Origin of the sequence: Stenotrophomonas sp. CCNWLW57, assembly GCF_037203925.1 — a bacterium.
GTDB lineage: Bacteria > Pseudomonadota > Gammaproteobacteria > Xanthomonadales > Xanthomonadaceae > Stenotrophomonas > Stenotrophomonas rhizophila_A.
On record NZ_JBBCBJ010000002.1, the window covers coordinates 71439 to 94731 of the forward strand.

The 23293-nt window shown below is 65.4% G+C and carries 22 protein-coding genes; 17 read left to right on the plus strand and 5 right to left on the minus strand.

The features are described from left to right. The first annotated feature begins 93 nt into the window (after nt 1–93). The 6 genes from V9K91_RS04920 to V9K91_RS04945 all read left to right on the plus strand — a co-directional run bounded on the left by V9K91_RS04920 (nt 94) and on the right by V9K91_RS04945 (nt 5195). Nucleotides 94–1041, plus strand: a complete 948-nt coding sequence (locus V9K91_RS04920; protein ID WP_095364012.1) for a lytic transglycosylase domain-containing protein — start codon at nt 94–96, stop codon at nt 1039–1041. 221 nt (nt 1042–1262) lie between these two features. Then, nucleotides 1263–1883 carry a ubiquinol-cytochrome c reductase iron-sulfur subunit gene (petA, locus tag V9K91_RS04925; protein ID WP_068850670.1) on the plus strand — a complete coding sequence of 207 codons (621 nt, stop codon included), beginning with the start codon at nt 1263–1265 and terminating at the stop codon, nt 1881–1883. Between the two features lie 2 nt (nt 1884–1885). Then, on the plus strand, nt 1886–3145 hold the full coding sequence (locus V9K91_RS04930; RefSeq protein WP_068850673.1) for a cytochrome bc complex cytochrome b subunit: 1260 nt from the start codon (nt 1886–1888) through the stop codon (nt 3143–3145). Between the two features lie 37 nt (nt 3146–3182). Beyond that, nucleotides 3183–3884, plus strand: a complete 702-nt coding sequence (locus tag V9K91_RS04935; protein WP_237334347.1) for a cytochrome c1 — start codon at nt 3183–3185, stop codon at nt 3882–3884. Between the two features lie 134 nt (nt 3885–4018). Then, the gene (locus tag V9K91_RS04940; protein ID WP_068850679.1) at nt 4019–4654 is read left to right on the plus strand and encodes a glutathione S-transferase N-terminal domain-containing protein; all 636 of its coding nucleotides are present in this window, start codon (nt 4019–4021) and stop codon (nt 4652–4654) included. A 100-nt stretch (nt 4655–4754) separates the two neighbouring features. Then, a complete protein-coding gene (locus tag V9K91_RS04945; RefSeq protein ID WP_093534021.1) occupies nt 4755–5195 on the plus strand; it encodes a ClpXP protease specificity-enhancing factor in 441 nt (146 codons plus the stop codon). 32 nt (nt 5196–5227) lie between these two features. Here the strand turns inward: V9K91_RS04945 and V9K91_RS04950 are convergent, their stop codons facing one another. The 4 genes from V9K91_RS04950 to V9K91_RS04965 all read right to left on the minus strand — a co-directional run bounded on the left by V9K91_RS04950 (nt 5228) and on the right by V9K91_RS04965 (nt 8033). Continuing rightward, nucleotides 5228–5584, minus strand: a complete 357-nt coding sequence (locus V9K91_RS04950) for a DUF3301 domain-containing protein (protein WP_068850685.1) — start codon at nt 5582–5584, stop codon at nt 5228–5230. A gap of 61 nt (nt 5585–5645) precedes the next feature. Continuing rightward, nucleotides 5646–6761, minus strand: coding sequence for a DUF2272 domain-containing protein (locus V9K91_RS04955; RefSeq protein WP_249834034.1), 1116 nt, complete (start codon nt 6759–6761; stop codon nt 5646–5648). 151 nt (nt 6762–6912) lie between these two features. Next, entirely contained in the window at nt 6913–7755 is an 843-nt protein-coding gene (nadC, locus tag V9K91_RS04960; protein ID WP_249834035.1) for a carboxylating nicotinate-nucleotide diphosphorylase, read from the minus strand. An 11-nt stretch (nt 7756–7766) separates the two neighbouring features. Then, nucleotides 7767–8033 (minus strand): hypothetical protein, encoded by a 267-nt coding sequence (locus tag V9K91_RS04965; protein ID WP_068850694.1) that lies wholly within the window; start codon nt 8031–8033, stop codon nt 7767–7769. Between the two features lie 59 nt (nt 8034–8092). Between V9K91_RS04965 and purE the strand changes: the two genes are divergently transcribed. Both purE and V9K91_RS04975 read left to right on the plus strand, forming a co-directional pair. Continuing rightward, a complete protein-coding gene (gene purE / locus V9K91_RS04970) occupies nt 8093–8596 on the plus strand; it encodes a 5-(carboxyamino)imidazole ribonucleotide mutase (RefSeq protein ID WP_068850697.1) in 504 nt (167 codons plus the stop codon). Next, nucleotides 8593–9741: a 5-(carboxyamino)imidazole ribonucleotide synthase gene (locus tag V9K91_RS04975; protein WP_249834036.1), complete on the plus strand. Its 1149-nt coding sequence runs from the start codon at nt 8593–8595 to the stop codon at nt 9739–9741. The genes purE and V9K91_RS04975 overlap by 4 nt, the downstream gene beginning before the upstream one ends. Nucleotides 9742–9777: 36 nt before the next feature. On the opposite strand, the gene V9K91_RS04980 is transcribed toward V9K91_RS04975, so the two are convergent. After that, nucleotides 9778–10359, minus strand: coding sequence for a Fe-Mn family superoxide dismutase (locus V9K91_RS04980; RefSeq protein ID WP_068850703.1), 582 nt, complete (start codon nt 10357–10359; stop codon nt 9778–9780). A gap of 118 nt (nt 10360–10477) precedes the next feature. Here V9K91_RS04980 and grxD point away from each other — a divergent pair, with 118 nt between their 5' ends. From grxD to V9K91_RS05025, 9 genes are all read left to right on the plus strand, one after another. Next, nucleotides 10478–10798, plus strand: coding sequence for a Grx4 family monothiol glutaredoxin (grxD, locus tag V9K91_RS04985; RefSeq protein ID WP_068854623.1), 321 nt, complete (start codon nt 10478–10480; stop codon nt 10796–10798). Next, nucleotides 10795–11538 carry an SDR family NAD(P)-dependent oxidoreductase gene (locus V9K91_RS04990; protein WP_336443703.1) on the plus strand — a complete coding sequence of 248 codons (744 nt, stop codon included), beginning with the start codon at nt 10795–10797 and terminating at the stop codon, nt 11536–11538. The genes grxD and V9K91_RS04990 overlap by 4 nt, the downstream gene beginning before the upstream one ends. Nucleotides 11539–11884: 346 nt before the next feature. Next, nucleotides 11885–15079: a carboxypeptidase regulatory-like domain-containing protein gene (locus tag V9K91_RS04995; RefSeq protein ID WP_068850709.1), complete on the plus strand. Its 3195-nt coding sequence runs from the start codon at nt 11885–11887 to the stop codon at nt 15077–15079. A gap of 265 nt (nt 15080–15344) precedes the next feature. Further along, nucleotides 15345–16733 carry a nucleotide 5'-monophosphate nucleosidase PpnN gene (ppnN, locus tag V9K91_RS05000; protein WP_336443704.1) on the plus strand — a complete coding sequence of 463 codons (1389 nt, stop codon included), beginning with the start codon at nt 15345–15347 and terminating at the stop codon, nt 16731–16733. A gap of 163 nt (nt 16734–16896) precedes the next feature. Continuing rightward, the gene (locus V9K91_RS05005) at nt 16897–17409 is read left to right on the plus strand and encodes a GspH/FimT family pseudopilin (protein ID WP_068850716.1); all 513 of its coding nucleotides are present in this window, start codon (nt 16897–16899) and stop codon (nt 17407–17409) included. Continuing rightward, nucleotides 17406–17882, plus strand: coding sequence for a type IV pilus modification protein PilV (gene pilV / locus V9K91_RS05010; RefSeq protein ID WP_237334331.1), 477 nt, complete (start codon nt 17406–17408; stop codon nt 17880–17882). The genes V9K91_RS05005 and pilV overlap by 4 nt, the downstream gene beginning before the upstream one ends. A gap of 11 nt (nt 17883–17893) precedes the next feature. Further along, nucleotides 17894–19039: a PilW family protein gene (locus V9K91_RS05015; RefSeq protein ID WP_095364020.1), complete on the plus strand. Its 1146-nt coding sequence runs from the start codon at nt 17894–17896 to the stop codon at nt 19037–19039. A 2-nt stretch (nt 19040–19041) separates the two neighbouring features. Further along, nucleotides 19042–19557 (plus strand): PilX N-terminal domain-containing pilus assembly protein, encoded by a 516-nt coding sequence (locus tag V9K91_RS05020; protein ID WP_068850725.1) that lies wholly within the window; start codon nt 19042–19044, stop codon nt 19555–19557. Nucleotides 19558–19567: 10 nt separating this feature from the next. Beyond that, nucleotides 19568–23287 (plus strand): PilC/PilY family type IV pilus protein, encoded by a 3720-nt coding sequence (locus tag V9K91_RS05025; protein ID WP_336443705.1) that lies wholly within the window; start codon nt 19568–19570, stop codon nt 23285–23287. Nucleotides 23288–23293 lie beyond the last annotated feature (6 nt).

Here is a 23293-nt window from a genome sequence, read left to right on the forward strand (position 1 = left end):
AGCCGTCCATTGTACCCCGGGCGCCCGGTAGAGCCACGCCCTGCGTGGCTGCGGGGCTTGGCAACGGCGCGCGAAACGGGGACACTCCGCCCCATGAAGGGGATCTTGGGGATCGCTGCGCTGGCCTTGGCTGCGCTGACCGCTGTGCCGGCCAGTGCGGGCACCCTGTACAAGTGTGTTGGCGCGGACGGCATTCCCAGCTATGTCAGCAAACGCATTGCCGGCACCAGCTGCAGCGTGGTCAGCAACTACCGTCCCGACCGCAGCGCCCCGCGCCGTTACGTTCCGCCACCGTCTCCAGCCCCTGTGCCCGCCCCTGCGGTCGTGGCAACCGCTGCGCCGGTCCAGGACGGTGCCGCGTCCGGCACCGCGCTGGCCCCGACCCCGGCACCCGCCCAGGCCGCCACCGTGCTTACTGCCGCGCCGGCGCCGGCGGCCCGCACCGGCAAGGCGCAGCGCGTGGTCAACGGGCAGGTCTACTCGTATATGAAGGATGGCGTGCGGCATTACACCAGCCGCCGGCCCGCGCAGATGGCCAGCCTGGGCCAGGTCCGCACCATCCATTACAGCTTCATCGAGCGCTGTTATGCCTGCGGTGCCAGTCCGGGCGTGAACTTCGGTTCGGTCCGCCTCAACACCACCGCCTTCCAGGCAGAGATCGCGTCAGCCGCGCGCGAGTTCGGGGTGGAAGAGGCGGTCGTCCGCGCCATCATCCACGCCGAATCGGCTTACAACCCGACCGCGCTCAGCCGCGCCGGAGCACAGGGCCTGATGCAGCTGATGCCGCCCACCGCGCGCCGCTTCGGCGTCACCGATTCCTATGATGCGGCGCAGAACATCCGCGGCGGCGTGCAGTATCTGTCGTGGCTGCTCAAGCGGTTCAACGGCAACCTGACCCTTGCCGCTGCAGGGTACAACGCAGGCGAGGGCGCGGTGGATCGTCATGGTGGCGTGCCGCCTTACAGCGAGACGCAGTACTACGTGAAGCGCGTCGCCCTGCTCGCCGACCGCTACCGCGGCGCCACCGCCTCCACGCAGTAACCCTTCATCGCATTCGACCGCATCGCGAAGGCCGGCCAACGCCTGGCGCTACAGATGTGGACGATGCCCCGGCAGCGCCGGCCGTTGGCCGGGCCTCGTGGTACGACCACCATTGTGTCGCCGAGTCAGGTTCCGCTATAGTCGATCAGGATTCATTGTGGACTGGCCCCCACCGGTCTACTGGCAGCCTCAAGCTACCTAAATCAATATCGGAGTGCCGGATGGCCAACGATGGGGTAAACGATCCAGTCAACACTGGACGTCGACGATTTCTTTCCGCAACCACCGCAGTGGTGGGAGCAGTCGGCGTCGGTTTCGCCGCAGTTCCGTTCATCAAGTCCTGGAATCCCAGCGCCCGCGCCAAACTGGCCGGTGCCCCTGTGCTTGCCGACATCAGCGCCCTGCAGGAAGGCCAGCGACTGGTCATGGAGTGGCGTGGACAGCCGATCTGGATCGTCAAACGGTCCAAGGCCATCCTTGACGCCCTGCACGGGCTGGATGGGCGGCTGAAGGATCCTGCGTCGGAGAACAAGGACCAGCAGCCGGACTACGTGCTCAAGCAGAACCCCGAATTCCGCGCGATCAAGGCCGAGGTCTCGGTGCTGGTCGGGCTGTGCACCCACCTGGGCTGTTCGCCGGAAATGGTTGCCGAGATCCGTCCCGAGCCGTTCGATCCGGAATGGAAGGGCGGCTACTTCTGCCCCTGCCACAAATCCCGGTTCGACATGTCCGGTCGCGTCTTCGATGGCGTCCCGGCGCCGATCAACCTGCTGGTGCCGCCGCACCATTACCAGGACGACAGCACCATCATCATCGGCGTCGATCCGCAGGGGGCAGCCTGATCATGGCCAACATCCTTTCCCGTACCGCCACCGGCGTCGCCGACTGGGTCAACGCGCGCGCGCCCGGGCTGATGCCGGTGTACCGCAAGCATGTCAGCGAGTACTACGCGCCGAAGAACTTCAATATCTGGTACTACTTCGGTTCGCTGGCGCTGCTGATCCTGGTCAACCAGATCGTGACCGGCATCTTCCTCACGATGCACTACAAGACCAGTGCGCTGGAAGCGTTCAACTCCGTTGAATACATCATGCGTGACGTGGAGTGGGGCTGGCTGATCCGCTACATGCACTCCACCGGGGCCTCGCTGTTCTTCATCGTGGTCTACCTGCACATGTTCCGCGGCCTGATGTACGGCAGTTACCAGAAGCCGCGCGAGCTGGTGTGGATCCTGGGCATGCTGATCTATCTGGTGCTGATGGCCGAAGCCTTCATGGGCTACGTGCTGCCGTGGGGGCAGATGTCGTTCTGGGGCGCCAAGGTGATCATCTCGCTGTTCGGCGCCATTCCGGTGATCGGCAACGGGCTGACCGAGTGGATCATGGGCGATTACCTGCCCAGCGATGCCACCCTCAACCGCTTCTTCGCCCTGCACGTGATCGCCCTGCCGCTGGTGCTGCTGTTGCTGGTGGTGCTGCACCTGGGCGCGCTGCACGAAGTGGGGTCGAACAACCCCGATGGCGTGGAGATCAAGAAGGGACCCAAGGGCAACCGCTGGTCGGCCACCGCGCCCACCGACGGCATTCCGTTCCACCCGTACTACACGCTCAAGGACGGGGTCGGCGCCGGCTTCCTGCTGATCATCGCGGCCTTCATCATCTTCTTCGCGCCCGGCTTTGGCGGCCTGTTCCTGGAGCACGACAACTTCACCGAGGCCAACCGCCTGGTCACGCCCGAGCACATCAAACCAGTGTGGTACTACACGCCGTACTACGCGATGTTGCGCGTGGTGCCCAACAAGCTCGGCGGCGTGATCGTGATGTTCTCGGCCATCGCCATCCTGTTCCTGGTGCCGTGGCTGGACAAGGCGCGGGTGAAGTCCTACCGCTATCGCGGCTGGCTGTCGCGCGCGCTGCTGGGCGTATTCGCGGTGTGCTTCATCTGGCTGGGCGTGATCGGTTCCGGGCCCGGTACCGATGCGCATGAAACCTATGTCGGCCGCGTGCTGACCTTCCTCTACTTCGCCTTCTTCATCACCATGCCGCTATGGACCAAGCTGGACAGGACCTTGCCGGTACCGGACCGGGTGACCACGCATGACTGACCACTGGATTGTCCGGCTGGCCTGCGCGGCCGCCCTGATGCTGGCCAGCACCGTCGCCGGCGCCGCCGAAGGCGGCAAGACCCTGCAGGCTGGCAACGACCTGGGCGACCGTGCGTCGCTGCAGCGCGGCGCGCAGCTGTACATGAACTACTGCTCCGGCTGCCATGCGCTCAAATACCTGCGCTATTCGCGGATGGCGCAGGACCTGGGGCTGAGCGAAGAAGAGGTCATGAACAACCTCAACTTCACCGGCGTGCCGATCGGCGAACCGGTGCCGGTGACGATGCCCAAGGCGGAAGCCGAGAAGTGGTTCGGCAAAATGCCGCCGGACCTCAGCCTGATCTCACGGGTGCGTGGCAGCGACTGGGTCTATACCTACCTGAAGTCGTTCTACCTGGACCCCAGCCGCCCGCTGGGCTGGAACAACGCGCTGTTCCCCAACGCCTCCATGCCCAACCCGCTGTGGGAAATGCAGGGCCTGCAACACGCCGTGCACGGCAAGCCGGAGGCGCCGGGTGCCGACGCGCCGGTGACCGGGCTCACGCTGGCACAGCCCGGTAACGTCGACCCGGGGCAGTACGACCAGGCGGTGCGGGACATCACCAACTTCCTGGAGTACGCGGGTGAACCCGCGGCGCTGAAGCGGCAGAAGCTGGGCGTGTGGGTGATCCTGTTCCTGGCACTGCTCACCTTCCTGGCCTACCTGCTGAAGAAGGAGTACTGGAAGGACGTGCATTGATCGATACGGCGTAAGTCGATCGGCCTATTGGCTTTTGTGATGGGCAGTTGCACACTCGGGTACTGTGACGACTGTCGGCAATGGGCCGGCAGCGCCGATGCGACCGGCGGATACCGATCGCTGGAGAGCCTTTGATGGCGGCGAGCGTACGCATGCGGAACACCCTGACGCTGTTTTCCTCGAACGACGACGTGCTGTGCCATCGCGTGCGCCTGGTGCTGGCTGCCAAAGGCGTTACCTACGATTTCGTGCCCGTCGACCCGCAGAACCCGCCCGAGGATCTGATCGACCTCAATCCGTACCACTCGGTGCCCACGCTCGTAGAGCGCGAGCTGGTGCTGTACGCGGCCTCGGTGGTCAGCGAATACCTGGACGAACGCTACCCGCACCCGCCGCTGATGCCGGTGGACCCGCTCTCGCGTGCGCGGATCCGGCTGGCGATGCTGCGCATCGAACACGACTGGGTACCGCAGGTGCAGGCGATCCAGCTCGGCAACAAGACCCAGGCCGAGGCCGGGCGCAAGCGGTTGAAGGAACTGCTGACCAGTGCGGTGCCGTTGTTCAAGGCCAGCAAGTTCTTCCTCAACCCGGAAATGAGCTTGGCCGATTGCGCCATGGCGCCGATCATCTGGCGCCTGCAGTCGCTGGACGTGCCGTTGCCCAAGGATGGCAAGTCCATCGAGGATTACGGCAACCGCATTTTCCGCCACCCGGGCTTCATCCGCAGCCTGACCGACCAGGAAAAGAAGCTGCGCGACCTGCCGGTCTGATCGGCGGTTCGCTGCATCGGCGCTTTACGCCGGGGGACGTGCATGCTGACCGCTGCACGGGTGGGCGCGTACACTTGTCACATTTCCGCGGCACCCCACAATGACTGAAGACACTTTCCGCATGACCAGCCATCGCCCCTACCTGTTGCGGGCGCTGGTGGAATGGATCAACGACAACGACCTGACCCCGCATATCCTGGTCGACGCTGGCATGCCTGGCGTACAGGTGCCGCAGAGCGCGGTGAAGGACGGTCGCGTGGTCCTCAACATCGCCGAGCGCGCGGTGGTGCGGCTGCACATCGACAACGAGAGCGTAAGCTTCTCGGCCCGCTTCTCGGGCACCAGCTACCCGGTGCAGGTGCCGATCTCGGCCGTGCTGGCCGTCTATGCCCGTGAAACCGGGCAGGGCATGGCACTGCCGGACGATATTCCCGGCCACGAGCCGAGCCCGGACGATACCCTGCCGCCGGATGACACGCCGACCCCGGATGACACCCCGCCCAAGCCGAGCGGTCGCCCGCACCTTCGGGTGGTCAAGTAAGAAATCGCCGCCCTCGGGCGGCGATTTCGTTTCTACACGTCCTCGGCGCCGGTGGTGTCCACGCTGCGCCGGATTTCGCTGATGCGCGCGGCCGAGGGCCCGACGAAGGCCACCAGTTCATCGCCGCGCAGCACCATCCGCCCGGTATGGCGGTCGATGCCGTCGTGTGAGTACTCGAAGCGGTAGGTGCGCTCCCAGCCCAGCCAGCCGTTGTCCTTGCGGCAGACGCGGATGCCACTGGCATGCACGGCTTGGTCCAGCCACTGCACGTCGGCGGCGCGGCAGGCGTTGCGGCCCAGTTCGATGGCGCGTTCGGCCGCGGCGCGCGAGGAGTTCCAGAAGGCGTAGGCGAACGCGCCGGCAATCATCAACAGGATAAGACTGGGCATCGGCGGCTCGGTGCGGAATCGGGGTCAGGAACGACCAAGATGGCGACGAACCGGCGCCGGATCAAGCCGGCGACCCATCCTGCTTCTGCGGCTGCGGCTGCGGCTGCGGCTGCTGCTGTTGCGGGGCAGGCGATTGCGGCGGGGGCTGTGTCGGCCGCGGCGGCACGACGCGCGGGAAGGTGGGCTTTGGCGGAGGCGTCGTGGCTGGCACGCCAGGCTGGGTTGGTGCCGGCAGCGGGCCGCTGGCCGGCGCAGGCGATGGCGATGGCGGGTAGCTGGGCGTCGACCCCATCGGCGAGGTCGCCCCCAGCTTGAGCAGCGCCGCCCAGTCCTGCCGGTTGAAGTTGCACTCGTCTTCGCGTCCGGGGGTACAGCCCATGTCGTAGGGATCGCTGGAGGGGGCCGGGGGCAGCTGGATGCGGCCGCTGCGATCCAGCGACAGCTTGCGCATTGCCACCGTGTTCATCACATTGCCGCCGATCAGGTACAGCGTGTGGTCGCCGCCCATGTTCGCTGCGATCACCACCTCGCAGTGGGATTTCCAGTTCGCCACCGTGCCGCCGCTGAGCTGTTGCACCAGCCCGGCGTAACTCAATGATTCGTTGCGGCCACGCAGGTAACACAACAGGTCGCCGGGCGCGGGCTTTTCCTGCGCTGGATCCGCCATCCGGTACGGGCCGGTGTTCTGGTAAGCGGCGCGGATGTAGTCGATGTGGCGCGGCGAGCGGGTGAAGCCGGGCACTCCGGCGCGGCTCATCACCCAGGAGATGAAGGCGGCCGACCACGGGTTGTCGATCAGGAACGCACGACAGTCGCTGTCGGTGTAGCGCGAACCGAACGGCTCCATGCAGCTGGTGGCGCCAGGCTGGCTGCCCATCGGCCCCAGCGTGCCGCTGTCGCGCCAGTAGCCGACCACGCGCTGCCACGCGGGCATGCCGTCGTCGGCCAGGTATTCCCGTTCGGCCTCGCTGACGCCAAGGTTGCGCGCACGGCCTTCACCATCGATGAAGGGCCGGTACCACAGTCGGTGCTCGTTGCAGGCGGTCCGCACGATGCTCGCCGCCAGCGGGCTCAGACCATAGCGCGGCGGGATGTCGCAGACCTCGGCAGCGGCGGCAGCGCCGGGAAGCAGCAGGAACAGGGGAGTCAGGCAGGCAAGCAGGGGCAGCGGGCGCATCCGCGCTCTCCGGGTGGGGGCACGGGAAGCGTCGCAGAGCCGGCAGGGGAAGCCCGTGAAGGCAGCGCTGCGTCACCGGTGTCGCCGGCAGGTACCCACCGTTGGTCGGTACGAATGCCCCGGTAGGTACCGACCGTTGGTCGGTACCCGATCAGGGCGGATCGCCCAGCTTCAACGACAGATCAATCGCCTGCACATGCTTGGTCAGCCCGCCAATCGAGATGCAATCGACGCCGTCCTCGGCAATTGCGCGCAGCCCGGCCAGGTCCACGCTGCCGGAAACCTCCAGCGGGATGCGTCCGGCGGCGATCCGCACCGCGTCACGGCGGGTGGCCGCGTCGAAGTCATCGATCAGGATGCGGTCGCACCCCACCGCCAGCGCTTCGCGCAGCTGCGAAAGGTCTTCCACTTCCACCACCAGCGGCAGCTGTGGCCACTGCGCCCGTGCGGCGTTGACCGCAGCGGTCAGCGAACCGGCGGCGCGGATGTGGTTTTCCTTGAGCATCACCGTGTCGTACAGGCCCTGGCGATGGTTGTCGCCGCCACCGCAGCGCACCGCGTACTTCTGCGCCGCGCGCAGGCCGGGCAGGGTCTTGCGGGTGTCCAGGATGCGCGTGCCGGTCCCGGTCACCGCCGCTACGTAGCGTGCGGTGGTGGTGGCGGTGCCCGACAGCGTCTGCAGGAAATTCAACGAGGTGCGTTCGGCGCTGACCAGACTGCGGTTGCGCCCGTGCAGGATCGCCAGCACGGTGCCGGCGGGCACCGCATCGCCTTCGGCCACCCGCCACTCGATCCGGACCTGCGGGTCCAAGGCCTGGTGGGTTGCATCGAACCACGGCCGGCCGGCGATCACCGCATCCTGCTTGCATAGCAGGTAGGCGCTGTCGGGGCGGTCCGGGAGCAGGGCGGCAGTCACATCTCCCGGGCCGATGTCCTCGGCCAGGGCGCGGGCGACATCGGCCTGCACCTGGCCGGGGTCAGGAGGCGTCAGCACGCTCAGGCTCATTACTTGGGAAAATCGGCAATCTGGGCGGTCTCGATGGCTTCTTCCGGCAGCAGCACGGGAATGCCATCGTTGACGCGGAATATCTGCTTGCGGTCCTGGGTCAGCAGCGCTTCGCGCACGGGTTGGACCAGCGGGGTGCCCTCGAGGTTGGTCACCGTGCCGGCGCCAATGGCCCGGTTGAGCGCGTCCAGGCCCTTGGAATCCAGCAGGGACAGGCGCTGGGCGGTGCGGGGCGCGCACAGGAGGTCGATGACTTTGCGATCCATGGGTTCTTCGTCTTGCGTGGAAGGCGGCTAGAATACGTCTTTAAGGCAGGTGACGGCCAATGACCCCCAACCAATCCGCGCCGCTCGTCGGCATCGTCATGGGTTCCCGCTCCGACTGGGAGACCATGCAGCACGCGGCGCAGAAGCTGGACGCGCTCGGTGTTCCCTACGAAGTGAAAGTCGTGTCGGCGCACCGTACGCCCGACGTGCTGTTCACCTACGCCGAGCAGGCGGGCCCGCGCGGGCTGCGCGCCATCATTGCCGGTGCCGGCGGCGCCGCGCACCTGCCGGGCATGATCGCGGCCAAGACCGCGGTGCCGGTGCTGGGCGTGCCGGTGCAGTCCAAGGCCCTGAACGGCATGGATTCGCTGCTGTCGATCGTGCAGATGCCGGCCGGCATCCCGGTGGCCACCTTCGCCATCGGCAATGCCGGCGCCTCCAACGCCGCGCTGTTTGCCGCCGCCATGCTGGCGCCGGAGCAGCCGGCCATCGGCCAGGCGCTGGAGGGTTTCCGTTCCCGCCAGACCGAAGACGTCATGGCCCACGACGATCCGCGTCAATGACCACGGTGACCGTTGGCATCTTGGGCGGCGGCCAGCTCGCCCGCATGATGGTCCTGGCCGGCGCGCCGATGGGGCTGCGCTTTGAACTGTTCGACCCGGCCGCGGACGCCTGTGGCGGGCAGCTGGCGCCGCTGCAGGTGGCCGCGTTCGAGGACGAGGCCGCCCTGGCCGCGTTCGCCGAACGGGTGGACGTGGTGACCTTCGACTTCGAGAACGTGCCCGCCCGCAGCGCGCAGTTCCTGGCCGGACGAGTGCCGGTGTATCCGAATCCGGACGCGCTGGCCGTCGCCCAGGACCGCCTGAGCGAAAAGACCCTTTTCCGCCAGCTCGGCATTCCGCTGCCGGCGTTCGCCGACATCGGCAGCCGCGACGAACTGGCCACCCGGGTGGCCGAGTTCGGCCTGCCGTGCATCCTCAAGACCCGTCGCTTCGGTTACGACGGCAAGGGCCAGTTCCGCCTGCGCAGTGCGGCCGACATCGATGCGGCGTGGGATGCGTTGGGCGGCCAGGTGGCCCGCACCGGCCTGATCCTGGAGGGCTTCGTCGCCTTCGAGCGCGAAGTCAGCGTGGTCGCCGTGCGCGGCCAGGACGGCGAGTTCCGCGCCTGGCCGGTCACCGGCAACTGGCATGTGGAAGGCGTGCTGTCGGCCAGCCTGGCCCCGGCGCAACTGACACCCGCACAGCACGACGCCGCCATCGGCTATGCGCGGACGCTGGCCGAACGGCTGGATTACGTGGGCGTGTTCGCGCTGGAGCTGTTCTGCCGGGGCGAGGAGCTGCTGGCCAACGAAATGGCGCCGCGCGTGCACAACTCCGGGCACTGGACCATCGAAGGCAGCGAAACCTCGCAGTTCGAGAACCACCTGCGTGCCGTGGTGGGGTTGCCGCTGGGTGACACCCGCATGCTGGGCCATGCCTGCATGCTCAACTGGCTGGGTGAAATGCCCGATGCGGATGCCGTGCTGGCACAGCCTGGCGGGCACTGGCACGACTACGGGAAGGAGCCGCGCGACGGCCGCAAGGTCGGGCATGCCACGCTGCGCGAGGATGAGGCCGGAGCGTTGGCGGCTGCCCTTGAAGACGTGGGGCAGCAGCTGGGTCGTCCGGATCAGGTGGCCCCTGCCGTCGCCGCCCTGCGCGATTGATGAAGCGCGGTCACGACCAACGGTCGTGACCGCGCTTCAATCGCGCAACTGCGTGGCCACGAAATCCCAGTTGACGATTTTCCAGAACGCGTCCAGGTATCGGCCGCGTTCGTTCTGGTAGTCGGTGTAATACGCGTGTTCCCACACATCGCAGGCCAGCAGCGGGGTGCTCTGGCCGGTCAGCGGGGTGCCGGCGTTACGGGTGGCCTGGATCGCCAGCGCACCATTGGGGTGCTGCACCAGCCACACCCAGCCGGCGCCGAACACGCCCAGCGCGACCCGGTCGAATTCCTCGCGCAACCGCTTCGCGTCGCCGAAATGGCGGCTGATCAGTTCGCCCAGCCGCCCCTGCGGTTCGCCACCGCCGCGCGGGTGCAGGCACTGCCAATAGAACGCGTGGTTCCAGGCCTGGGCGGCCGCGTCGAACAGGCTGCCCTGGCTCTGCCGCACGATCTCTTCCAGCGGCAGCTCGGCCAGCTCGGTGCCCTCGATGCGTGCATTTACCGCATCCACGTAACCCCGGTGATGCTGGCCATGGTGCAGGTCCAGGGTGGTAGCCGACAGATGCGGCTGCAGGGCGGTGCGGTCATAGGGCAGGCGGGGGAGTTCGAGGGGCATGGGTCGCTGCAGGCTGGAGACGGGGCGCCGGAGGCAGGGCCAGTAGGATTACAATGACCGTCTGGGAAGTCTATCCGACCGGCGAGGTCGGGTGTCCCGTGGCGCAGGGAGAGTCGTGGTGGCGGTAATGCAAGAGATCCAGGCCGAAGTGGACAAGTACCCCCTCGTGTTGTTCATGAAGGGCACCCCGCAGTACCCCATGTGCGGCTTCTCCAGCCGCGCCGTGCAGGCCCTGATGGCCGCCGGTGCCGTGTCGCTGCGCACCGTCAACGTGCTGGAACTGCCCGAGGTCCGGGCCAACCTGGCGCGCTTCTCCAACCTGCCGACGTTCCCGCAGCTGTTCATCAATGGCGAGCTGATCGGCGGCTGCGACATCATCCAGGAGCTGTTCGAATCCGGCGAACTCAAGCGGATCGTCGAAGAGGCATCTCAGCCGTGAGTGCGGTCCCGTCCGTTGCGGTCGGGACCGCATCGCTTGCCGATCGCGTCATCCTGGTGGCCGGTGCGGGTGGGGGTCTGGGCAGTGCCGCCGCCATTGCCTGCGCCGCCGCGGGTGCCACCGTGGTCCTGCTGGGGCGCAAGCCGCGCCGGCTGGACCGGGTCTACACGGCGGTGGAAGCGGTCGGCCCCGAGCCGCTGCTGTACCCGCTGGACCTGGAAGGGGCCACCCCGGACGACTACGCCACCCTGGCCGAGCGGTTGCAGTCCGAGCTCGGCCGGCTTGATGGCGTGCTGTACTGTGCCGCCGACTTTGCCGGCCTCACCCCGTTCGAACACGCCGACCCGGCCGCGTTCGCGCGGGCGGTGCACGTCAACCTGACCGGACCGGCCTGGCTGGCCCAGGCCTGCCTGCCGCTGCTGCGCCAGCGCGACGATGCCGCGCTGGTGTTCACCGTGGATGATCCCGCGCGGGTAGGGCGGGCCTTCTGGGGCGGCTATGGAGCGGCCCAGCATGGCCTGCGCGGCCTGATCACCGCGCTGCACGACGAGCTGGCCAACAGCCCGGTGCGGGTCAGCGGCCTGCAGCCCGGCCCGATGCGCACCGCGCTGCGCGCCCGCGCCTACTCGATCGACGAAGACGGCATGGCCCGCGACCCGGTGGCCTGCGCTGCGGCGGCCGTCGAACTGCTCTCGGCCCAGGGCATCGCCCACCGCGGCACGGTGCTGGACCTGTCGTAACCGGCTGGAAACAGCCGCGACTTACCCTTCCCTGGAAGCGGTTACGCGAGAATCCGCGCCCTCGAACCTGAACGCGAAGGAACCACGGCGGAGCACCCTGTTCAGCCAAACGTGAAGGACGCGTCACGATCGCGTTGTGATGGCGTGTGTTTTGTCGCCAAACGGTCATATAGCGGGCTTATCGTGTTAATCTAGTGTTAACCGTTGCGGCTGAAACCAGCCTGCGGCAAGGGAACCCAGATAAAAGTCCAGACAGCCGCTGAATGGCTGCTTGGGCGCGCTTTTTTTCCGCCATCGCCAACTCGCATCGAGGCTACTCCCAATGATCGACCCACGCTGTCTCCGGATGTCCAAGCTCACCCTTGGCCTCATGGCAGTACTTGCTGCCGCCCCCGCCTTCGCCCAGAGCACCTCTGCCGGTGTCGGCGGCCAGGTAACGTCTGCCGCTGGCCAGCCTGTTGCTGGCGCCGAAGTCACCATCACGCACACCGAGTCGGGCACGGTCAGCCGCGCCACGACCGATGCGGCGGGTCGATACAACGCGCGCGGCCTGCGTGTGGGTGGTCCGTACACCATCACCATCAACAAGCCCGGTGAAGGCACCAAGACCGAAGAAGGCGTGTACCTGGGCGTGAACCAGACCGGTACCGTCAACGCTGCCCTGACCGGCGACGTTGCGGCGACCAACCTGGACGCCGTGCAGGTCGTGGCCGTGGCCGGTGGCTCGGAAGTGTTCAGCTCGACCAAGATGGGCTCGGGCACCAACATCAGCCAGCAGCAGATCGAGACGGCCCCGTCGATCGGCGGCAACATCCAGGACCTGATGCGTCTTGACCCGCGCGTGACCTTCATCGACCGCGCCTCGGGCTCGATCTCGGCCGGTGGCCAGAACCCGCGCTTCAACTCGATCAACATCGACGGCGTGTCCGCCAGCGACACCTTCGGCCTGGAAGGCAACAACATGCCGACCCGTCGCCAGCCGGTCGCGATGGAAGCCATCGAAGCACTGGACATCAACCTGTCCAACTACGACGTCAGCATCGCTGCCGCCGCCGGTGCCACCGTCAACGCGGTGACCAAGTCCGGTACCAACGATTTCCACGGCTCGGTCTACGGCACCTACCGTGACGGCGACTGGTTCGGCGACAACCCGGAAGGCCAGAAGTTCAACGGCTTCACCAAGGAAGAAACCTACGGCATGACCGTGGGCGGCCCGATCGTGAAGGACAAGCTGTTCTTCTTCGCCAACTACGAAAAGTTCAAGCAGGCCGCCCCGGGCGCCGACCTGAGCGGCACCGCGCTGGGCAAGGCCAACCCGCAGTTCACCCTGGCCGACGTGACCCGTGCGCAGCAGATCGCTGAAGGCTACGGCATTGCCGCCGGTGGCCTGGAAAGCAATGGCGATACGGAGATGGAAGAGTACGCGCTGAAGCTGGACTGGAACATCAGCGACAACCACCGTGCCAACATCCGTTACAGCAAGATCGACCAGAGCAAGCTGCGCATCAACGGCATGACCACCAGCTCGGCCTCGCTGAGCTCGTACTGGTACCAGCACGACAAGACCAACGAGAGCTACGTCGCCCAGCTGTTCAGCGACTGGTCCCCGAACTTCTCGACCGAGCTGAAGGCCTCGTATCGCGAGTACTCGGCGATCCGTAATGTCTCGACCGACGCGCCGAGCATCCGCATCTTCTTCCAGGGCAACGAAGCCTCGCCGTCCGGCGACTCGCTGTACCTCGGTACCGAAGTCAACTCGCAGGACAACATCCTGGAGACCAAGGCGTGGAACTACTACGCCGCCGCTACCTGGACCCTGGGTGACCACGACGTCAAGTTCGGCGCGTCGTACGACACCAACGACATCTACAACTACTTCGGCGCCAACTCGTGGGGCGCGTACACCTTCTACGGCCTGGACAACTTCGCTGCCGGCCGCTGGAGCAGCTACAACTACAATCCGGAACGCACCCCGGGTTCGATTCCGGCGGACTACAAGTTCAGCAACCTGGCCCTGTTCGTGCAGGACACCTGGTACGTCAACAACAACCTGACCCTGACCATGGGCGTGCGTGCCGACCGCGCCGACACCAGCCCGGCCCCGGCTTACAACGCCGCAGCGTCGCAGTTCTTCGGCCTGGACAACAGCGAAGTGCTGAGCAACAAGTTCCTGATCCAGCCGCGCGTCGGCTTCAACTACACCTTCGACACCGATCGCCAGACCCAGCTGCGCGGCGGCGTGGGCCTGTTCCAGGGTGACGCCCCGCAGGTGTGGCTGAGCAACAGCTACTCGGCGACCGGCTTCAATAATTCGGTCTACGCCTACACCAGTGGCTACAACCCGGCGCTGCCGTTCAACCCGAGCAAGGACAGCCAGCCGGTCCCGACCACGCCGGGCTCGAACCGCCAGAACGTCAACTTCGTCGGCAGCGACTTCAACATGCCGTCGGTGTACAAGGCCAACCTGGCCTTCGACCACGAAACCCCGTGGTACGGCATCGTGGCCTCGGCCGAGCTGCTGGTCACCAAGGTCAAGGATGCCCTGTACTACAAGAACCTGAACCTGGGTCCGGTGCAGTATCAGGGTCCGGACGGCCGTGACATGTATTACTCCCGCGGCAGCACCGGCAATGCCTGGGCCACCGGCAACGCACGCGCAGGCCGCAACCAGGCCTACGACGCGGTGTACGAAATCGCCAACACCGACAAGGGCCGCACCTCGCAGTTCACCGTCTCGTTGGCCAAGCCGTGGGATGCCGCCAGCGACTGGTCCTGGAACCTGGGCTACACCTACACCGATGCCACCGAAGTCGGCACGCTGACCAGCTCCACCGCCAGCTCGGGTTGGGGCTACCAGTACGCCTTCAACGCCAATGACGAGATCGAGAACACCTCGCGCTACCAGATCCGCGACCGCCTGTCGGGTGCGCTGAACTGGAAGCACAAGTTCTTCGGCGACTACGAAACCCGCGTCGGCCTGGTCTACGAAGGTCGCAGCGGCCGTCCGTACAGCTACGTCTACGTGAACGACGCCAACGGCGACAGCCGCACCGCGAACGACCTGTTCTACGTGCCGACCGGCCCGGGCGACGTGCTGTTCGGCAACCTGACCCAGAGTGGCCAGTTCACCGCCGATCCGGCCATGGAGGCCTCGTTCTTCGAGTGGCTGAAGAACAATCCGCAGCTGGCCAAGTACGCCGGCCAGGCGGCCCCGGCCAATCAGTTCCGTACCGGCTGGATCAACACCTTCGACCTGCGCATCAGCCAGGAACTGCCGGGCTTCATGAAGGGTCACAAGTCGGAGATCTGGCTGGACGTCCAGAACATCGGCAACATGATCAACAAGGACTGGGGCAACATCTACGACTACGGCTTCTTCGCCGATGCGCGTGTGGCCACCCTGCAGGGCATCAAGGACGGCAAGTACGTGTACAACTTCCGCGGCGCGGACGAGCCGGCGGTGGCCAACAATGACGCGGACGGCTTCGACGTCGGCGTGTCGCAGTGGTCGGTGCAGCTGGGCTTCCGCTACCAGTTCTGATGAACTGAGCTAGTGGCAAGGTAAACAGAACGGCCGGGGAAACCCGGCCGTTCTGCTGTGTGTGGTATCGAAGAAGGCGAGGGCGCTTGTCTGCGTTGGCGGATGAGCGTATGCTCGTCCGGTTGCGCGAAAATCGCGCACGTACGGCAGCCCCCGAGGCGTCGCCGGGGTCGAAACGCATCCAACGGTCGGGTTTCCCGGCCGTTTTGCTTTTTAAGGGGGCAGCGGTACAGTCGGCAACCTTGAGGAAGCGAAAAGAATGGAAATGACGATCACGGAAAAGCCGGCGCGCACGCTGCCGGTGCAGGACGCGCGGATCTACCCGCGCGGTGGGCTGGATGTGCTGTCGCGCGCGGAAGTGGCGCGCCTGCGCGATGCCTCCGGCGGCGGCATGCATGAGCTGCTGCGCCGCTGCGCGCTGGCCGTGCTGACCAGTGGCAGTGCATCGGACGATCCGCGCGCGGCGCGCGATCTGTACCCCGATTTCGACATCCAGGTCGCCCAGCAGGACCGTGGCGTGCGCATCGATCTGGTCAATGCACCGGCCATGGCGTTCGTGGACGGCGAGATCATCCGCGGCGTGGCCGAACTGCTGTTCGCGGTCGTGCGCGACCTGGCCTACATGGCCATCGAAATGGGCCCGGCCTACGCGGCCGAGCTGGAGTCGTCGGAAGGCATCACCAACGCGGTGTTCGGGCTGCTGCGCAACGCGCGCATCCTCAACCCGGGCGACCCGAACCTGGTGGTGTGCTGGGGCGGCCATTCGATCGGCCGCGATGAGTACCTGTACACCAAGCAGGTCGGCTACGAGCTGGGCCTGCGCGGCCTGGACATCTGCACCGGCTGCGGCCCGGGCGCGATGAAGGGCCCGATGAAGGGCGCCACCATTGCCCATGCCAAGCAGCGCAAGCACACCACGCGCTACATCGGCCTGACCGAGCCGGGCATCATCGCCGCCGAATCGCCGAACCCGATCGTGAACCATCTGGTGATCATGCCGGACATCGAGAAGCGTCTCGAAGCGTTCGTGCGCATCGGCCACGGCATCATCGTGTTCGCCGGCGGCGTGGGTACCGCCGAGGAGATCCTGTACCTGCTCGGCATCCTGCTGCGCGAAGAAAACAAGGACCTGCCGTTCCCGCTGATCCTGACCGGCCCGACCGTGGCCGCGCCGTACTTCGAGCAGATCGACCGCTTCATCCGCCTGACCCTGGGCGATGCCGCGGCCGAGCGTTACCAGATCATCATCGGCGACCCGGTCGCGGTGGCGCGGCAGATGTCGGCCGGCATCAAGCGCGTGCGCGAGCACCGCCTGGTGCAGAAGGATTCGTTCTTCTTCAACTGGTCCATCGAGATCCCGTGGGAATACCAGCAGCCGTTCGTGCCGACCCATGAAGCGATGGCCGCGCTGCACCTGCACCACGGGCGCCCGCCGCATGCACTGGCGGCCGACCTGCGTCGCGCCTTCTCCGGCATCGTCGCCGGCAACGTGAAGGAGGACGGCATGCGCCGTATCGAGCAGTTCGGTCCGTTCGAGATCCACGGCGACGCCGACATGATGCAGGCCCTGGATGAACTCCTGCGTGCCTTCGTCGAACAGCGCCGGATGAAGATCTCGGGCGAGTACCAGCCCTGCTATCGGGTGCTGGCCTGAGAAAGCGGGGTGGCCGGGTCGGGAGCCCGCGCCACCCCCGCCCAACCGTACGGGTGTCAACGGTTTGACGCCCGTCGCCTCCGGGCGACCGTTCGTCCTGCTGTCGCTTGCCGCTGGGCGGCAGGGCGTCCATTGTTCGTGTCATCACGCTGGGGAGCGTCCCATGTCTGCACGCCTGTCCAAGGGCTTCACGCTGGTCGAACTGATGATCACTCTGGTGGTGATCGGAGTGGTGGCCGCTATCGCGTTTCCTAGTTTCCAGAGCCTGATCCGCTCCAGCCGGGTAGCGACCGCCCACAACGAGCTCATCGGGATGGTCAACCTCGCGCGCAACGACGCGATCCGCAACAACCAGGGCGGGGTGGTGTGCGGCAGCAGCAATGGCACGACCTGCAATGGTCAGTGGGGGGCCGGGATGATGGTGTTCAGCGACAGCGATGGTGACGGCGCTTTCAGCAGCAGCGAAACGGTCTTGCGGTATACGGCGTTCAATAGTGCCTTGACCGTGACTGGTCCGCCGGCGCCGATTGCATTTGACGCGCGCGGCCGTCGTCGTGCCGGGGCCGATCAGACGGTGAAGCTGCGTCCAACCAACTGCGGTAACCAGCCGCTGCAGAGCACGCTGACCATCAATGCCTCTGGCCAGGTCACCGCCGTCAAGGGAGCATGCCAGTGATCCGAAAACCCTACCGACCGCGCGGCCACCAGCGCGGCTTCAGCCTGTTGGAAGTACTGGTGGCGGTAGTGGTTCTCGCCTTCGGCCTGCTTGGGTTCGCACTGCTGCAGACCATGAGCGTACGCTACGTGCAGAGTGCGAATTACCGCACCCAGGCCACCAACCTCGCGTATGACCTCTCCGAGCAGATGCGGAGCAATCGGTTCCAGTCGGCCTGGTACGCCAATGCCAGCTTCGCCTCCGGCAGCAAGACTGCGGCCGGCGTCTGCGCACGCGACATCGGCGCTGTGACCCTCGAACAGAACATCACGCGCTGGCAGTGCCAGGTGGTGAAGGCGCTAGGCGACAACGCATCGGCCACGGTCACCGTGAACAACGGTGTCGCCAACATCTCGATCAGCTGGGCGGACGAGCGTTGGAGCAGAACCGCACCGGACGCCGCCACCACCTTCGCCATCCAGACCCAGCTATGAAAGGGCCGCACATGTTCCGTACCCGCCAGACTGGTCTGTCCCTGGTCGAGCTGATGATCTCCCTGGTGATCGGCTTGATCCTGATGTTGGGGATTACCCAGATATTCATTGCTTCCCATGCGGCGTCACGGCTGTCCGAGGGCGTGGCCCGCGCCCAGGAGAACGGCCGGTTCGCGTTGGATTATCTTGAGCGCGACATCCGCATGGCGGGCCACACGGGCTGCGTCAACGACCAGGCGCACTTCATCAAAGGGACATCGGCACTGAAGAACAACCTTGCTGCCGGTACGGGAAGTGGCAGTCCGCTGGATTTCAGCGTGGCAATCCAGGGTTATGAAGCCGGCAACACCGGCCCCACCAACACGCTGTCGGTAGGGGCAGGCGCGATTCCGGCCGGCATGCCAGTCTCCATCACCGGTCTCAACCCCGCGCCAGTAGCCGGCAGCGACGTCCTGGTGCTGCGCTTCCTGGCGCCGGAAGGCGTGCCGGTCCTCGGAATCAACGGTCAGGAGTTGACGGTAGACGCTGGCGCGTTGAATCGCCTTACCGAGAGCGGCGTGGCGATACCAACACTGTTTGGCATCGCCAACTGCGAGACGGCCGACGTCTTTGCGGGCAGCATCACCGCAGGGAAGATCACCGGCGGCACGGTGGACTTCACCCGTTATGCCCCGCAGCCGGAACCGACGGTGGTATATCGCGCGGAATCAATGGTGTACTACATAGGCGAGGGTGCGAACGGCCCTGGTCTGCGTCGCGCACGCGCGAACTCGGCGGGTGTGTATGCGATCAACGAAGAGCTGGTGGAAGGTATCGAAAACCTGCAGCTGATGTATGGGTTGGATGCGACGCCAGTTATCGCTGCGGCAACACCACCGGTCGGCAATATGGCTGTGCAGAACGTGGCCTCGGGGGTCACCACGGATGCCAACGCCACCGGCGCCGGGCAATGGCGTCGCGTTGGCATGGTCCAGGTCGGCCTGGTTGCGCGGAGCGCCAATCGTATCGATAGCAACGCCAACTCCCGGCCGACCGATGCGGCGGCCCGTCTGGGCGTGCTCGGCATGACCTATGACCAGTCCGCCGCGACCGATGGCCGATATCGCACTGCCTATGAAGTCAGCATTGCCCTGCGCAACCGCCTGTTCGGGAACTGATCATGAATCGTCCATCGCACTTTCCTCGTCCCATCCCACGCAGTCAACGTGGCGCGGTGCTGTACGTCGCGCTGATCATGCTGCTGCTGCTTGCCCTGATCGGCGTGGCCGGCATGCAGGTGGCCGGCATGCAGGAAAAAATGGCATCGAACTATCGTGCTTCCAGTCGCTCGTTCCAGGCGACGGAGGGGGTGTTGCGCAACACTGAGCGCGCGGCAGAAGCCATCACGGACCGCACGGCGCTGCCGGACGGAAGCCTGATCAGCGCGACGTCGATTTCGATAAATTGTGAGGACGGGTTTGACCCGGTCGCGTGGGCCCGCCAGAAGCCGGTCCCCGCGTTGCCCGCTGTCAATGTCCGGCGCATCGACAAATGCGGCGGACCCGGCGGCAATCCGCTGGACGAAGGACAGCCCAACGATGACGATTCCGCATCGTTCCAGATCACCGCGTACTCCACTGACAACACGGCGAACCCGTCGTCGTGGACGGTGATCGATACCATTTTCAAGCTCTGAGGACGCGGTCATGGCTTCGCGCAGATTCAAGTGGACGGCTGCCGGTTCGACGGTAGCAGCAATCGGCCTGGCAATCGTCGGCTACTCGCTGATCGCGGCACAGGGCAAAGGGGTCCTGGCGCAGGAGCCACTGGCCAGCAAGACGTCGGCACCGGCGTCGTTCATCATGGCAGTGGACGACTCCGGCTCCATGAACTTCCAGACCCAGTTCCCGGGCCGCGATGGCGAGGGGTGCTGGAATACCACCCGCCAGAGCTTCTTCGACGCCAACGGGCAGTTGTACACGTCCGGCAACTGCGATTACTTTTTCGTCGTGCCGGGTCCGCGCATCAATAACTACTATGGCATTCCGCCGATCAATTCGCTCGGTTTTGCCCGGTCTGCTGCCTATAACCCCAGCTACTACGACCCGACGGTAACGTACGAGCCCTGGGCGAAGTCGGGCCTGGAGGATTACCTCCCGAGTTCCCCCACGGCGGCGCTGATCAATCCCCAGCCCAATGGCGGCACCGCTACCGTGAATCTGGTTGCCAACTATTACAGCACGGCCGCCAACGACAGTTTCCGCATGCAGACGGGCATGGTGATTCCTGCAAACACGCGGTTCCGATACAACAACACCAATTACCAGTACAACACGGATTACACCTGGCCATCGAACAGGGGTGAGGCGAATATCGCCATCGAGTACGTGCCCGCCACGTTCTTCGTACCCTTTACGGCAGATGGCGAGCCCCGCCCGCAGCTGCCCGGCGTCGTTGATGCGTACGCAGGGGCCACCCGCGAAAAGGTATTCAATGCTTGCGGCACCAATTGCACGATGTGGAAATACACGCTGGCCGGCGATACTGCGGCGTCGCGGAATTTCGCGAACTGGTTTACCTACTACGGCAACCGCAACCGCGCGATGATCGCGGGCATGACACGCTCGATGAAAGGCGTGGAAGAGCTGAAGGTGGGCTATTTCCGCATCAACCAGAACGGCAGTTACGACAGTGGAACCGCCACCAACAAGCGCTTGGCCATGCGTTCCATGGGAAACGCTGACGAGAAGGCGGCCCTGTACGCGGACATGCTCTCGCTGACGGCAAGCGGTGGCACGCCGAATCGCCAGGCGGTAAACGCGGCGGCCCTGCAGTTTACCCGCACCGACGACGGCGCACCCATCACCAACTCCTGCCAGAAGAACGCGGTGATGCTGTTCACCGACGGTTTCAGCAACGGCGGTGGTCCCACCGTTGGCAACAACGACCAGAACATGGGCACGCCGTTCAGTGACTCGTACTCCAACACCATGGCGGACATCGTGACCCGCTTCTACAACAACAATGGCGCCCAGCCGCCATTGCGGCCGGACCTGCCGTCCGGGATGGTGCCGGTACCAGAGGCGTGCGGAAATGGTGACAAGAGCCTGGATTGCCAGACCAATCTTCACCTGAATTTCTATGGTGTGACGCTGGGCGCGCGCGGTAATCTGTTCAATTCCAACCTCAAGCAGGATCCTTACAAGGACGCATCGATCTACGGTAACTGGCCGCCTCGCGAGGACGACGAGCGCAGCACGGTTGACGATATCTGGCACGCTGCCGTGAATACCCGTGGCGAGTACATCAACGCCCGCACCCCGGTGGACATCACCGCAGCCATGGCCCGCGTGCTGCAGGCAGTGGGTTCCGGCGGCGCGCCGGCCAGCGGCACGGGTGCGAGCGGTGCGCGCATCGGGGTTGGCTCGATTACTGCCGGATCGTCTTATGACATCAAGAATGAAGGGACGGACTGGTCCAGCACGCTGACCGCCGTGCGGCTGTCGGTCGACCCCACCACGCGTGCGTTGGTGCAGTCCGATTTCTGGGAGGCAAGCGCAAGGCTGCCGTCAGCTGCGTCGCGGCGGATCTTCTTTACGCGCAGCGGCCAGACGCATGATTTCTCTACCGCAACCGTCACGCTCGCGGATCTGTGCAGCAAGACCGCCCAGAATCCCGGTATGTTGGTCTGCGACGACGTCGTGGCCCGCACCAGCGTAACTGACGCCGGCGCGGTGGCCTACCTGCGCGGCGATACCTCAGGCGAAAAGCGCAATGGGGGTCGCCTGCGCGACCGTACGACGCGGCTTGGCGACATCATCAACTCCACCCCCGTGATTACCTCGCCCATCGACGACTTTGGTTATCGCCGCTTCGGCGGCACCCTCGAAACCTCGTACCAGAACTTCCTGGACGACAAGAGCGCGAAGGCCCAGTACATGGTGTACGCAGGTGCCAATGACGGCATGCTGCACGCTTTCAATGGTGGCATGAAGGGGGACGGCAGCGTCGTCGCCGGAGGCGGAACCGAAGCGTTTGCCTATATTCCGAGCACTTCGCTCGGGCATATGGCCAACCTGCTCGTGCCCTACGATGCCACCTCGAAGGTGGGGCAGAAGTTCAAGCACAAGTACTATGTTGACGGTCAAATCGCCGTGGGAGATACGTATTACAACTCCGCTTGGCATACCACGCTGGTGGGGGCGTCGGGCGCAGGCGGGCGCAGCGTGTTCGGTCTCGATGTCACCCACGGTACTGCGTTCGATGCCAACAGCAAGCGCTGGGAAATCAGCGACCTGGATACAACGCTGCCCAAGGACGTCCGCGACAATATCGGGTTCGTGCTGGGCAAGCCGGTGATCGTTCCGGTGTTGGAGGGTGGACAGGCCACCTGGAAGGCGATTTTCGGCAACGGGTTCAACAGTGCCAGCGGAAAGGCCGTGCTCTTCGTCGTCAATATCGAGGACGGCAAGGCGCGGATGATCGAGGCGGTGGAAGCTGGGACGGGCGTGCCCTCTGGCAGCAACGGGCTGGCCAGTATCGTGGTGGTTGACCGCTGGGGCGACACCAACCAGCAGAAGCGCACCCGGGACGGCTACTCGGATACGGTGTATGGTACGGACCAGAAGGGTGCCGTGTGGAAATTTGATCTGCGCAGCACCGGCAATCTGAGCGTGCCGTTGTTCACCACGCTGCCTTCCACGGAATCCGGGGTGCGGATACGCCAGCCGATCACCGGCGGAATTACTGCCGGCGCCGGTAACAGCGGCGGTGTCATGCTGTATTTCGGGACGGGGAGCTTCTCGTTCGAGGACGATCCGAGGGACAGCTCGCTGCAGACGCTGTATGCCGTGAACGATACGGTCAATGGTCCGATCGGGACCGGACTTTCCCGAGAAAACCTGTCTGGCTACACAGCCAACTTCTCGGGCTCGCAACGAACGCTGACCGCAGGCACGCCGCCGACCGGCTCGCGCGGCTGGTTCATCGACCTGGCATACCGCGAGCGCTTCGTAGCCAATCCGTCGCTGTCCAACGGTATTGTCTACATGCCAACGTACGTTCCGCGTGACCCGACCAACGCCAGCACCAGCTGCGCGGTTCCCGGCGAGAACTGGCTGTTTGGGCTGCAGCCGCTGACCGGTGCAGGGGCGCTGGGCCGCGCGACCTTGGGTTCGCCGACCGGCACCGCCTTCGCCGTTGGAACCGCGGGCTTCAAGAGCACGTCCAAGACTGGGTCGCCCATCACCAACGCAAATGCGTTTGCATTGCCGCGCCAGTCGCCGCCTGCACTTGGGGGAGGCGGAGGCGCAATCCCGCCGCCGAACGTTCCGTCCAGCGTCTGTATGGGCGGTATCCAGTTCGGAACCGACACGCTGTACATTCCTTATCCGTGTGGTCGTCAATCGTGGAGACAGATCAAGTGAGCAAGC